The 12,751-nt window shown below is 71.1% G+C and carries 13 protein-coding genes; 4 read left to right on the top strand and 9 right to left on the bottom strand.

Features of this window, described 5'->3' with window-relative positions; all coding sequences use genetic code 11:
* Positions 1–7 precede the first annotated feature (7 nt).
* From hemL to AC6RUA_RS09685, 4 genes are all read right to left on the bottom strand, one after another.
* Positions 8–1,351 carry a glutamate-1-semialdehyde 2,1-aminomutase gene (gene hemL, locus AC6RUA_RS09670; RefSeq protein ID WP_499815432.1) on the bottom strand — a complete coding sequence of 448 codons (1,344 nt, stop codon included), beginning with the start codon at positions 1,349–1,351 and terminating at the stop codon, positions 8–10.
* 314 nt (positions 1,352–1,665) lie between these two features.
* Positions 1,666–3,387 (bottom strand): ammonium transporter, encoded by a 1,722-nt coding sequence (locus tag AC6RUA_RS09675; protein ID WP_499812812.1) that lies wholly within the window; start codon positions 3,385–3,387, stop codon positions 1,666–1,668.
* Positions 3,388–3,725: 338 nt separating this feature from the next.
* On the bottom strand, positions 3,726–3,908 hold the full coding sequence (locus AC6RUA_RS09680) for a DUF8107 family protein (RefSeq protein WP_499812813.1): 183 nt from the start codon (positions 3,906–3,908) through the stop codon (positions 3,726–3,728).
* Positions 3,909–3,957: 49 nt separating this feature from the next.
* On the bottom strand, positions 3,958–5,184 hold the full coding sequence (locus tag AC6RUA_RS09685; protein WP_499812814.1) for a CobW family GTP-binding protein: 1,227 nt from the start codon (positions 5,182–5,184) through the stop codon (positions 3,958–3,960).
* 135 nt (positions 5,185–5,319) lie between these two features.
* Here AC6RUA_RS09685 and AC6RUA_RS09690 point away from each other — a divergent pair, with 135 nt between their 5' ends.
* From AC6RUA_RS09690 to AC6RUA_RS09700, 3 genes are all read left to right on the top strand, one after another.
* Entirely contained in the window at positions 5,320–5,616 is a 297-nt protein-coding gene (locus AC6RUA_RS09690; protein ID WP_499812815.1) for a DUF7990 family protein, read from the top strand.
* Positions 5,616–6,575 carry an ArsA family ATPase gene (locus tag AC6RUA_RS09695; protein WP_499812816.1) on the top strand — a complete coding sequence of 320 codons (960 nt, stop codon included), beginning with the start codon at positions 5,616–5,618 and terminating at the stop codon, positions 6,573–6,575. The genes AC6RUA_RS09690 and AC6RUA_RS09695 overlap by 1 nt, the downstream gene beginning before the upstream one ends.
* Before the next feature lie 129 nt (positions 6,576–6,704).
* Positions 6,705–8,537, top strand: coding sequence for a carbon starvation CstA family protein (locus tag AC6RUA_RS09700; RefSeq protein ID WP_499812817.1), 1,833 nt, complete (start codon positions 6,705–6,707; stop codon positions 8,535–8,537).
* Between the two features lie 61 nt (positions 8,538–8,598).
* Here the strand turns inward: AC6RUA_RS09700 and AC6RUA_RS09705 are convergent, their stop codons facing one another.
* Together AC6RUA_RS09705 and AC6RUA_RS09710 are read right to left on the bottom strand one after the other, a co-directional pair.
* Positions 8,599–9,240: a DUF8052 family protein gene (locus AC6RUA_RS09705; RefSeq protein ID WP_499812818.1), complete on the bottom strand. Its 642-nt coding sequence runs from the start codon at positions 9,238–9,240 to the stop codon at positions 8,599–8,601.
* Entirely contained in the window at positions 9,237–9,608 is a 372-nt protein-coding gene (locus AC6RUA_RS09710) for a cupin domain-containing protein (protein ID WP_499812819.1), read from the bottom strand. Before AC6RUA_RS09710 ends, AC6RUA_RS09705 begins: the two co-directional genes overlap by 4 nt.
* A 71-nt stretch (positions 9,609–9,679) precedes the next feature.
* Here AC6RUA_RS09710 and AC6RUA_RS09715 point away from each other — a divergent pair, with 71 nt between their 5' ends.
* Positions 9,680–9,880 (top strand): DUF8007 family protein, encoded by a 201-nt coding sequence (locus AC6RUA_RS09715; protein WP_499812820.1) that lies wholly within the window; start codon positions 9,680–9,682, stop codon positions 9,878–9,880.
* Between the two features lie 64 nt (positions 9,881–9,944).
* On the opposite strand, the gene AC6RUA_RS09720 is transcribed toward AC6RUA_RS09715, so the two are convergent.
* The 3 genes from AC6RUA_RS09720 to hemC are packed head-to-tail and all read right to left on the bottom strand — an operon-like array spanning position 9,945 to position 12,654.
* Positions 9,945–10,676, bottom strand: coding sequence for a uroporphyrinogen-III synthase (locus AC6RUA_RS09720; protein ID WP_499812821.1), 732 nt, complete (start codon positions 10,674–10,676; stop codon positions 9,945–9,947).
* Entirely contained in the window at positions 10,673–11,527 is an 855-nt protein-coding gene (gene cobA, locus AC6RUA_RS09725; protein ID WP_499812822.1) for a uroporphyrinogen-III C-methyltransferase, read from the bottom strand. Before cobA ends, AC6RUA_RS09720 begins: the two co-directional genes overlap by 4 nt.
* 2 nt (positions 11,528–11,529) lie before the next feature.
* Positions 11,530–12,654, bottom strand: a complete 1,125-nt coding sequence (gene hemC, locus AC6RUA_RS09730; RefSeq protein ID WP_499812823.1) for a hydroxymethylbilane synthase — start codon at positions 12,652–12,654, stop codon at positions 11,530–11,532.
* Positions 12,655–12,751 lie beyond the last annotated feature (97 nt).

Here is a 12,751-nt window from a genome sequence, read left to right on the forward strand (position 1 = left end):
CGCGCGCTCAGAGCGCCTCCTTGTACGCCTCCAGCGTCTCGTCGACGTCCTCGTCGGTGTGGGCGTACGAGACGAACTGCGACTCGAACTGGTTGGCGGTGAGGAACACGCCGCGCTCTTTCATCTCCTGCCAGAACACCCGCTCCCAGCGCTCGGTCTGTGCCGCGCTCACGTCCGCGCCGGTCTTCGGGCAGTGCTCGTAGCGGGGACACGACTCGCGCTGCTCACACCCCGCTTCGCAGTGGTTCTCGAACGTCGAGGGGGCGTCTCGGGTGAACACCGTCTTGAACATCGAGTCCGTCCCGACGACGGTGTACTCGGGGACGTGCTCCTCGACGACGTCTGCGATGCCCGACCGGAGTCGCTCGCCGAGGCGGTTCACGTGGTCGTACACGTCGTTCTCGGCGGCGTAGGTGAGGTACTCGTGGCCGGCGGCCATCGTCACCGGGTGGCCCGAGAAGGTGCCCGACTGGAACACGTCGCCCGCGGGGGTGAACTGCTCGACGACTTCGGCGCGGCCGCCGACGGCGCCGACCGGGAAGCCGCCGCCGAGTATCTTCCCGAACGTGGTGAGGTCCGGCGTGACGCCGAACTTCCCCTGTGCGCACTGCAGGCCGCCGACGCGGAAGCCGGTGATGACCTCGTCGAACACGAGGAGCGAGCCGTACTCGTCACAGAGGTCGCGGAGCGTCTCGTGGTAGCCGTCGACCGGCCGGACGATGGCGGTGTTGCCCAGAATCGGCTCGGTCAACACGGCCGCGACGTCCTCACCGTGTTCCTCGAACACCTCGGTCACCGCCTCCCGGTCGTTGAACGGGACGGCGATGGTGTGCTCCGCGAACCCCTCGGGGATACCCGGCGAGGACGGGTGGGTGTGGGTCGGGTCGTCGCCGGCCTCCACGAGCGTCGACTCCTGCGCGCCGTGGTAGCCGCCCTGCATGACGACGACCTTGTCGCGGCCGGTGTAGCCGCGCGCGAGGCGGACCGCCGAGACGGTCGCCTCGGTCCCGCTGTTGACGAACCGGAGCATCTCCACGCTCGGCACGTGCCGGGCGACGAACTCGGCGTGTTCCACCTCGATCTCCGTCGGCGCGCCGTACATCGGCCCCTCGCTCGCGTACCGCTGGACGGCCGCCTGCACCTGTTCGGGCGGGTCGTGGCCGTACAACAGCGGTCCGTACCCCATCACGTAGTCGACGTAGCGGTTCCCGTCGGCGTCGACGACGTGCGCGCCGTCGCCCCGTTCGACGAAGAACGGGTACGGCCTCGTCGCGCGGACCGAGGAGTTCACGCCGCCGGCGAGCACCGACAGCGCGCGCTCGTACAGGTCCCGCGAGCGTTCGTGGTTCACGCCGTCTCGCCCCCGTGGGTTCCGGGCGTCGGTGGTCGAGTCGCGTTCATGCACCGGCCTTCGACCGTACGCCCGAAAGTGTTACTGGGTTCGGAGCGGCGCCGACCGGCGTGCTCGGACGCGCTCGCGTCGGCCCAGCGCGGCCGCTCCCGGGTCCACGTCGACCGAGAGAAGGACCGACTCGGAGCGCTCCGAGTGCGGTTCGACCCGCCGTCCGTCCGACGTCACCGTCGGGGGGACGCGGGTCGAGCGAGTCGTCGGCTTCGACGCGACCGCGTCCCGTCGAACCGACGAATCGACCGGAAGGGGACGGGTCAGACCGCGGTGGTGCCCTGTTCGCCCGTCCGAATCTGGTAGGCGTCGTCGACCGGTACGACGAACACCTTGCCGTCGCCGGGCTCGCCGGTGTGGGCGGCCTCGCTGATGGCCTCGGCCACGTCCCCGGCGGGGATGTCGGCGACGACGCACTCCACTTTCACCTTCTGGTGGAGGTCGACGGTGTACTCCTCGCCGCGCCACTGACCGGTCATCGCGGGCTGCGAGCCGCGGCCGGTGACGTTCGTCACCGACAGCGAGGGGGCGCCGATCTCCGCTAGCCCCCGCTTCACGTCCGGGAGCTTGTCGGGACGGATGAACGCCATGACGAGTTTGATGCCGCCGTCGTTCGGCAGGTCGTCGACCGACTCGCCGCCGTCGGTACGGACGTCGCCGCCGTGGGTGCGGACGCTCCCGCCGTCGGCGACGGCCGCGTCGTCGCCGGTGAACTCGGGATACGCCGCCAGCCCGTGTTCGCCCTGGTCCAGCCCGAGTTCCTCCTCCTCCTCGCTGACGCGGAGGCCGACGGTGGCGTCGAGCGCGCCCAGCACGACCATCGTCGTCAGGACCGTCCAGGTGCCGATGACGAGCGAGCCGACCACCTGCATCGTGAGTTGGGCGACCGAGAACCCGGCGACGTCGAAGAACGGGATGAGGATGGTCCCGATGAAGCCCGCCGAGCCGTGGACCGCGAAGACGCCGCAGACGTCGTCGACGTTGAGCGAGTCGACGACCCAGCGGTAGACGAGCGGCGTCTGGACGCCGCCGACGAGGCCGATGACGAGCGCGCCCCACCACGTGACGTGCGCGCAGGCACCGGTGATGGCGACGAGCCCCGCGAGCAGACCGTTCGCGCCGAACAGCGGGTCGGGCTTGCCCTCCCAGACGGCCGTGACGGCCGTCGAGGCGACCATCCCGACGCCCATCGCGAGCGTGGTGTTGAGCGCGACCCGGCCGAGCGCGGCGCCCATGAACTCGCCCTCGGACGTGAGGACGGTCGCCTGCGTCCCGACGTTGAAGCCGTACCAGCCGAACGCGAGGATGAGCGTCCCGATGACGGCGAACAGGAGGCTGTGGCCGGGAATCGGCTTCGCGTTGCCGTTACTGTCGAAGCGGCCGCGGCGCGGACCGACCATGTACGCGGCCGTCAGCCCGGCGATGCCGCCGAGCGCGTGAACGACCGTCGCGCCGGCGAAGTCCTTGTACCCCGCGCCGATCGCCTGCCCGAGGTAGCCGGCGGAGGAGAGCAGCCCGTTGCCGCCCCAGGCGAACCCGGAGACGACCGGGTAGATGACGGCCACCATGGCGACGGCGTAGATGACGTACGCGGAGAACTTCATCCGCTCCGCGACGGCCCCGGAGACGATGGTCGCGGCGGTCATCGCGAACACGGCACCGAACAGCCAGCCGACCCACGCCGTCGGGTCGCCGATGTACGCGAACGCACCCGCGACGTCGAACGCGGCACCGGGGGTGGTCGCGTACCCGGCGAGCGCGGACACGCCGGCGCCGACGAGGAAGAACGTGAGGATGCCGGCCGACCAGTCCCACATGTTCTTCATCACGACGTTGGCCGCGTTCTTCGCGCGGACCTGTCCCGCCTCCAGCAGCGCGAACCCGGGCTGCATGAAGAAGATGAGGAACGAGACCACCAGCACCCACACGGCGTTGATGCTGTTGGCGATGGCGGTCACGTCCGTCTGGAGCGGGAGCGGCGTCACGTCTCTCCTCCTGATTGTTCACGTTCGTTCATCGATTCGTTCAGTTCCGTGTGTTCCGTGCTGTTCTGCACGCGAGATGGGCTGAATTGGAAACACATAAACCCACGAGTTGAGCATCACAGGTTTCGGGATGAATATTCAGGGAAGCGTCGAATTTCTAGGCGAATACAGGGTGTATAAGGACGTAATGTCGGCGCTCGCCCGGCAATACTCGCGCCGAAACGGGACGGACGTAGTGTATTCACAGTGTCAACTACACCGAACCGGGCCGCGTCCACCCCGGTTATCGCTCGCGCGCGCTCCCCGGTGCCGGGGACCGAGGGCGGTCGGGTGCCGCGCTACTGCCGGAGCACGACGACGTAGGTCAGCGCCGCGACGACGAGCGTCGCGAGCGCGAGGTTCCGCGGCGTGAACGTCGCGATACCGGCCAACTCCAGCGCGTACAGCGTGACCGCGCCGAACACCAGCGACAGCAGGAGGTCGATGACGAGCAGCACGCGGATGTCGCCGTCGGACGCCATGCCCGACCCGGGTCCCCCGTCGACTTAGGCCCTCCGGGCGTCGGACGGGCTACAGCGCGACGGGGTCGCCGTCGAGTCGCGGGAACGGGTTCCCGCTCTCGAACGCCGCGGGGTCCCGGTCGCGCTCCGCGTCGGTGAGCAGGCAGTCCTCCAGCGCCTCGCGGACCGCGCCCTCGTCCATCTCCCGGCCGATGACGACGAGTTCGGTCCGGCGGTCGCCCACCTCCTCGTCCCACTCGACGTCGGCGCGCATCCGGCGCTGCATCCCCCGGCGCGACTCCTCCATCGCGGCCGTCCACTGCCGGTCGGGTTCCACCCGGGCGGAGGGACCGGCCTGACTGAAGAACAGGGCGACGTCGTCCCGACCGGCGACCCAGACGGCTCCCTTCGAGCGGACGACCGACTCGGGCGGGTCGCGGGCGAACGCGGCGAACCGCTCGGGGTGGAACGGACGGCGCGCGCGGAAGACGAACGAGTCGACGCCGTAGACGGCCGCCGGGTCGTGGTGGCTCGCTTCGTCCTCTCGGCCCCCGTGGTGGTGGCCCTCGGCGTGTTCGGCCGCCCGCTGCCACGCGGCCGTCCGGCTCACGGTGTCCACGTCGAACAGGCCGGTTCCGAGCAGGTCCCCGGGGTCGACGGCGCCGTGGGTGATCCGACGGACGCGCGCCTCGGGGTTGAGCGCCGTCAGCAGGTCCTCCGTGCCGGCGAGCGTCTCCTCGTCCACCAGGTCGCACTTGTTCACCAGCAGCACGTCCGCACACTCCACCTGGCCGACGAGCAACTCGGAGAGCGGGCGCGTCTCGGCGTCGCGCCGCTCCGCCTGCCCGGGGCGTTTCCGGCGGAGGTCCTCGGTGGTCACCACGTCGTCGTCCGCGAGCGAGTCGCGGAACGTCTCCGCGTTGACGACGGTGGCGAGCGTGTCGAGGTCGTACGGCGCGGACGCCGCCCCGGTGGTGAACAACTGCCCGACCGGCGCCGGCTCCGAGATGCCCGACGACTCCACCACGAGGTGGTCGAACTCCCGCTCGCGGGCCAGCCTGCTCACCGCCACCTCCAGGTCGTCCCGGAGGTCACAGCAGATACAGCCGTTCGACAGTTCGGCGACGCCGTCCGCGCCGGCCTCGACCCGTTCGGCGTCGACGTTGACCTCGCCCATGTCGTTGACGAGCACGGCGATTCGTCGGCCGCCGGGGTTCGAGAGCAGGTGGTTCAGCGTCGTCGTCTTGCCCGCCCCGAGCGACCCGCTGAGAACCGTCACCGGCGTCCCGCCGTTCATACTCCCGCGGTGGGGCGGCCCGCACTTATGCGTCGCGTCCGCCGGCGCGACCGGCGTGCCCTCGGCCGGGACGACCAGTCCACCCGGCCGCGCGACTCCCGACACCCTTTTCGCTCCCGCATGTCACGTGTCCGCATGGACCTGCCGGACCGAATCGCCGCGTTCCGCGAGACGGTCGAGGAGTGGCTCCGGGGGCTCTACCACGGGATGATCTCTCACCCGGCGTACGAACTCGTCGAGAAGGAGGCGGAAGACCAGGAGGACGCGTTCCTGCTCGCGTGCTTCCCGGACGCGTTCGGCATCCCCAGCCCCGTCTCGTACTACACCGCCGAACTCCTCCCGTACCTCGGCGAGGAGTTCGAGCAGTGGGAGCGGCGGATGTGGGACCGCGGCTCGATGCTCGAACGGAAGGGTCAGCAGTACCACTTCTGATGGAGCGGTTCGTCTTCTTCGGCGGCAAGGGCGGCGTCGGCAAGACCACCGTCTCCTCGGCGTACGCGCACAAGTGCGCCCTCGCGGGGGTGGACACGCTGCTGGTCTCGACCGACCCGGCCCACAGCACCGCTGACGTGTTCGACCAGTCGTTCGGCGACGACCCGACGCCGGTCGACGGCTACGACTCGCTGGAGGTGCTGGAGATCGACCCCGAGGAGGCCGTCGACGAGCACCTGATGGGCATCAAGCGCCAGTTGGGCGACCAGGTGAGTCCCGCCATCGTCAACGAGATCGACCGCCAGATAGAACTGGCCCACCAGACGCCGGGCGCGCACGAGGCGGCGCTGTTCGACCGCTTCATCGACGTGATGCGCGAGGCCGACCACGAGCGGGTCGTCTTCGACACGTCGCCGACCGGCGGCACGCTCCGCCTGCTGTCGCTCCCCGAGTACCTCGGCGGGTGGATCGACCGCCTGCTCTCGAAGCGCGAGGCGAGCGTCGACCTGTACGAGAAGGCGGCCATCGGCGGGCGCGAACCCCGGCGGACGGCCGTGGGCGACCCCATCATCGCCCGCCTGCGCGAGCGCAAGGAGAACTTCGAGTTCGCCGGCCGGACGCTCCGCGAGGAGGCCGCGTTCTACCTCGTCGCCAACCCGGACGAACTCTCGCTGCGCGAGACCCGCCGCGCGATAGCCAGCCTCGCGGAGCGGGACCTCCGGGTGGCGGGCATCGTGGCCAACCGCCTGACGCCGGAGCCGGAACCCCACGAGGAGGGACGCGGCGCGCGGTTCCTCCGCGACCGGGTGGCGACCGAGCGCGACCGCCTGCGGGACCTCGAGGAGACGTTCGACCCGCCGGTCGTCGCGACCATCGAGACCCGGGTTTCGGAGGTCAGGGGTGACCTGCTCGGCGACGTCGCGGACGAACTGGGCCTCGGGGTCGACCTCCCCGCCTGACGCCGGTCCGGCTCGGTTCGGTCCCGGTCGCGCCGCCGCGCGTGACGGACGAGAGGATTCACTCGAACCGAAGTATCTCTCTTCGGGAACACAATACTTAATGGGGTTATATTCCTGAGTCACTGTGTCATGGTACAAATTGCCGTGCTCGTCGTGGCGTCACTGGTCACGTTCACCGCGGGGTACGTGGCGTACTCGCGGTACCTGAGCCAGTTCGTCGAACTCGACGAGGACGCCGAGACGCCGGCACACAAGTACGAGGACGGGCAGGAGTACGTCCCGTCGAAGAAGCCGGTCCTCCTCGGCCACCACTACTCCAGCATCGCCGGCGGGGCACCCATCGTCGGCCCCATCACGGCGGGAGCGGCGTTCGGGTGGCTCCCCGCCATCGCGTGGATCGCCGTCGGGAACCCGCTGATGGGCGCGGTCCACGACTTCATGTCGCTGTCGGCCAGCGTCAGACACGAGGGGAAGTCCATCGGCTACATCGTCGGCGAGTACGTCGGTGAACGGGGGAAGAACATGCTGCTGTGGTTCGCGTTCCTCACCATCATCCTCGTCATCGCGGTGTTCGCGCTGGTGGTGGGCGTCGTCTTCGACGCGTACCCGTCGTCGGCGACGGCGAGCGTCATCTACATCGCGCTGGCGCTGGTGTTCGGGGTGTACCTCTACCAGCTAGACCTGCCGTTCCTCCCCGGCGCGGTGGCGTTCGTCGCGCTCGTCTTCGCCGGCGTCTGGGTCGGCCTGCAGTACCCGCTCGCGCTCGTCGACACCGGGTCGCACGCCGCCGGAACGATTCACCTGCTGGGCGACGCGTCGGCGTGGAACTGGCTGCCGCTCTCGTCGGCGCAGAACGCCAACGTGGCCGCCTGGGTGCCCGTCATCGTCGTGTACGGCTTCGTCGCGAGCGTGCTCCCGGTGTGGGTGCTGCTCCAGCCGCGCGACTTCCTCACCTCCAGCCTGCTGTACACGGGCGTCGGCGGCATGCTGCTCGGCGTGCTCGTCGCGACGGTGCTCTCGGTCACCGGCGGCGGCTTCTCCGTCACGTTCGCCGACGCGACGTACACGAGCCTGGAGACGAACCTCCCGGCGTTCCTCGGGTTCACCAGCCCGCTCGGTCCCATCTTCCCGTTCCTGTTCGTCACCATCGCGTGCGGGACCATCAGCGGGTTCCACTCGCTGGTCTCCTCGGGGACCACCGCGAAACAGCTGAACAACGAGACCGACGCGCGCGACATCGGCTACGGCGCGATGCTCGGCGAGGGGCTGCTCGCGACCACCGCCGTCGCGGCGCTCGCCATCATCGGCACGACCAACTTCGGCTCCGGGCTGGCCGGCGCGCTCGCCAACTTCCCCGCGGGCGGCGCGGTCATGCTCGGCGCGGGCTTCGGCATCCCGACGGCCGCCGGCGCGGCGTTCATCGGGCTGGTGTTCGTGAGCTTCCTGCTCACCTCGACGGACACTGCGGTCCGCCTCGGCCGGTACATGTTCGAAGAGATCGTCGGCACGCCCGAGTCCAGCTTGGAGCGGACGACGACGAACCGCTACGTCAACGCCGGCCTCCTGCAGTGCGTCCCGGCGTACCTGCTCGTCGCCTCGGGTCAGTGGGCGAGCCTCTGGCCGCTGTTCGGTGGCGCGAACCAGACGCTCGCCGCGCTGGCGCTGCTCGCGGCGACGCTGTGGCTCGCCAACTGGGACGACAACAAACAGCTCATCAGCACCGGCGTCCCGATGGCGCTGATGCTGCTCATCACCATCACCGCCCTCCTGTGGATCGGGCTGTATCGCGCGCCAACGTCGCTGCTGGGTGCGGAGACGCTCATAAACCAGATATCGTACGCCGTCCAGATACTCATCTCGCTCACGCTGGTGTACCTCGCGCTCTCGCTGGCGAAACTCGGCTACGACAACATCAGACGGGTGCGCGGGTCGCCCGGCGAGACCGCCCCGAGCGACGACTGACCGCGGCACCGACCCCGCTCGACTCGCGCTCCTGTCGGACGACCGCCCGGCTCTCCCGTCCTTACCGTCCGAACAGCCCCGCGAGCCGCGAGAGGAGTCCGCTCTCGTTCTCCCCCCGGTCCGCCTCCTCGTCGGCCCAGTTCGCGAACGCGCGCCACACGTCGGCGTTCCGGCTGGCGACGTGGTCCTCCCGGTCGGGGGCGACGACGGCGAGGTTCACCTCGTAGTGGCCGTAGTACCCCCACCTGATGAGGGTCCGGTCGCGGAACCCCGAGACGAACGAGCGGACGTCCTCCGGGATTTCGGGTGCGACGACGACGAACGTGAAGTCGGTGCTCTGGTGTTCCTCGTCGGCGTCGACCCACTCGTCGGCCAGGTCGTGCGCCAGTTCGACGTCGCGTTCGAGCGCCGCCGGCGCGACGGCGTCGACCCGCCGGACGAACAGGTGCTCGTGGACCGAGTGGTTCGCGAAGTTGACGGACTCGTGGAGGAACTGCTTGCGGTTCTCGACCACAAGCCGACCGTACAGCGGGAACCGCTCGCCCGCGACCCGCTCGTCCTTCGCGAGGTCGTAGCTGAACTTCAGGTCGTGCGCCACCCGGTCGAGGTACTCGTCGTCCCACTCCGGGACGTCAGGAGCGTCGGCGTCTCCCGCTTCGGTTCCGCTCCCGGCTCGCGTCGAGGACCGGTCGGTCCCGCTCATGGCTCCTCGTAGGCGTGCGCGTCGCCGTCGACGGCCGGAGCGCCGACGGCGAGGACCGTCGTCTCCACGCCCCTGTCGGGGACGTGCGCGAACTGCGGGCTGCCGGGCGTGACGGCGAACACCTCGCCCGCCTCGACGACGTACTCGCGGTCGGGCGTCTCGACGTGGAGTCGCCCCTCGGTCACGTAGAACGCCTCCTCCTGCTCGTCGTGGTAGTGGTACGCGAGCGGTATCTCCTCGCCCGGCGCCACCTCGTACTGGTTGAGCGCGACGTTCTCCAGTCCGCAGCGGTCGCCGATGGCGCGCTGCACGCTCGGCCGGTCGGGCGTCGGGTCGATGGTCGTCGGGTCGAGGTGGTGGTAGCTCATACCTCCCCGTTCGCGCGGCCGGTCAAAAGCCCCACGACAAGGGTTAACACCGTCGAGTCCGACGTGTGCCCATGGGCGGCAAGGACGCCGAGTCGTGCGGTCGGTGCGCGATGAGTTCGACCGCCGGCATGCTCGAGGACGCGGACCCGTACGACGGCGACCGAATCGAACTCTCCGAGCGGGAGGTCCGCGCCGCCTCCCCGGCTGCGTGGCTCGCCGGCGTGACGTCGCGCCTCGACGACTGGGCGACCCGGCTCACCTACGGGCGCTGAGTCGGGCGGTCGCGTCGCGCTCCGGCCTCCCGCTCTCCCGTTTTCCGAGTCGCCGACTCGTCGACTACCGTCGTAGCTCCGCCACCACCGCCTCCGCGAGCGCCGCGAACGCCGCCTCTGCGGGCACGACGTCGACCGGGACGCCCCGCCCCTCGGCCGTTTCGCGCGTCGGCGCGCCGATGCAGCCGACGACGGCGTCGTCTAATCCCACGAGCGCCGCCTCGCGAACGCCCCGGTCGGCGGCGGCGTCGAGGAAGTGGTCGACGGTCAGCGACGAGGTGAAACACGCGCCCGCTAGGTCGCCCGCGGCGGCCAGTTCGGCCGACTCGCCCGCGCCCGCCGGTCGCGTCAGCCGGTAGAGGACCGTCTCGTGGACCGTCGCGCCAGCCTCGCGCAGGCCGTCGAGCAGGACCGGGCTGCCGTGGTCCGAGCGCGCCACCTCGACGCGCGCGCCGGCCGCCTCGCCCGCGAGCGCGTCGACCAGTCCGGCCGAGGAGTACTCGGCGGGCACGAGCGCGACCGACCACCCCTCCTCGCGGGCGGCGGCGGCCGTGCTCGGGCCGATGGCGGCGACCCGGGCGTCGCCCGGGTCCCAGCCCGCCTCTGCGGCGAGTTCGACGCCGGTCTTGGAGGTGAACACGACCCACTCGCCCGCCGCCGGCGCCGCGCCCGTCGGGTCGACCGCGAGCATCGGGTCGGCCACCGGGTCGACGCCGAGGTCCTCCAGGAGTCGGACGGCCTCGGCGAGTCGCTCGTCGTCCGGACGGAAGACGGCGACGCGGGGGACCGTCGTCATCGCTCGTCCTCCTCGTCCTCGTCCGCGTTCCCGTCGGTCGCTTCGTCGCCCTCGACGGACTCGGCCGTCGCGTCCGGCCCGCCGCGCCCGCGGAGGAACTCGACCACCCGGTCGCGGGTGGCCGCCACCTCGCCGACGACGGTCACCGCTGGCGGTTCGACGCCCGCCTCGTCGCGCACCTCGACGATGTCGTCCAGCGTGCCGGTGGCGACGCGCATCTCCGGCCACGTTCCCCGCTCGACCAGCGCGACGGGCGTCTCGGGGGCCATCCCGGCCTCCCGGAGCGCGCGGGTGTAGTCGGGGAGTCGCCCGACGCCCATCAGGACGACGAGCGTGCCGCCGGTGGCCGCGAGCGCCTCCCAGTCGACCGCAGACTCCTCCTTCGTCGGGTCCTCGTGGCCGGTGACGAACGAGACGGACGATGCGTGCTCGCGGTGCGTCACGGGGATGCCCGCCACGCCGGGCGCGGCGATCGCGGAGGTGACGCCCGGCACCACCTCGAACGGGACCCCGTTGGCGGCGAGGTGTTCCGCCTCCTCGCCGCCGCGCCCGAACACGAACGGGTCGCCGCCCTTCAGCCGGACCACGCTCTTGCCCTCGCGCGCGAGTTCGACCAGCCGGTCGTTCGTGTACTCCTGGCTGGTGCGGTCGCCGCCGGCCCGCTTGCCCACGTCCTCGCGCCTCGCCGCGGGAACCGACGCCAGTATCTCCGGGCCGGGGAGCTTGTCGTGGAGCACGACGTCCGCCTCCTCCAGCAGGCGGCGCGCCCGCACGGTGAGCAGGCCGGGGTCGCCGGGCCCGGAGCCGACGAGGTACACCGTGCCGCTCGCGGGAGACCGTTCCTCGTCCATGCTCACTCCTCGCGGGCGGCGGGCGCGTCCGCGTCGGCGTCGCGCCGCGCCTCCTCGATGAGGTCGGCCGCACCCCGGTCGCGGAGGTCGGCGGCGAACTCCCGCGCCGCGGTCGCGTGCTGCTGGACCGGCAGGTCGCGGGTGGCGGCGACCTCCGTCTCGCCGTCCGTCGAGAGGACGCGGACGCGGACGTTGACGTACTCGCCCTGTACCAGCGCCGAGACGCCGATGGGGGCGACACAACCCCCGCCGAGTTCCGCGAGCACCGTCCGCTCGGCGGTCACCGCGACGCGCGTCGGCGGGTGGTCGAACGCCTCGCGGACCGCCTCGACCACCGCGGGGTCGCTCGCCGTCACGGCGATTGCGCCCTGCCCCGGCGCGGGGACGAACTCCGCGCGCTCGAGCCGTTCGACCGCGTACTCGTCGCGGAAGAACAGGTCCGAGCGGCGGAGGCCCGCCTCCGCCAGCACGATGGCGTCGTACTCGACGTCGAGTTCGTACTCCAGCGCGCCCCGCTGGAACTCAGTGAGGTCGTCGAACCACTCCTCGACCGAGCGCTCGAACTCCTCGCCGTCGCCGTCTCCCTCCGGGTCGCTCCCGTCGTCGCGCTCGGCCTCGACGCGCCGCTCGTGTTCGGCCTGCAGGGCCGGCGCGACGAGTTTCTGGAGGCGCGTGTCGACGTTCCCCCGCAGCGGTTCGACCGTCAGGTCGGGCCGCGCGGCGAGCGCCTGCGCCTTCCGACGGAGCGAGGAGGTGCCGACGACCGACCCCGGCGGGAGGTCCTCGACACCGCGGCCGTCGGTCGTGACGAGCACGTCGCCCGAGGGGGCCCGCTCGCCGACGGCGGCGACCCGGAGGTCCGGGGGGAGTTCGGTCGGCATGTCCTTCAGCGAGTGGACGGCGGCGTCCACCTCGCCGTCGAGCACCCGCTCGTCGAGCGCGCGGACGAACGCGCCGGTCTTGCCCAGGCGCGTGATGAGTTCGTCCGTGAGTCGGTCGCCGCGCGTCTCCACCTCGACGAGTTCGACCGTCCGCCGGCGTCGCTCCACCGCCTCCCGCACGTCGGTGGCCTGCCGGCGCGCCAGCGCCGAACCCCGGGTGGCGAACCGCAGCGTGCCCTCTGTCATAGCCGGAGGTGCGGCGGGCGCGCGGAAAACACGCTCGCTTCGCGTCCGTCCGATTCTCACGCGTGACTCGCGGCGACGGACGTTTATGTACGTCCGT

Source organism: Halorarum sp. SLYT50 (assembly GCF_059821265.1).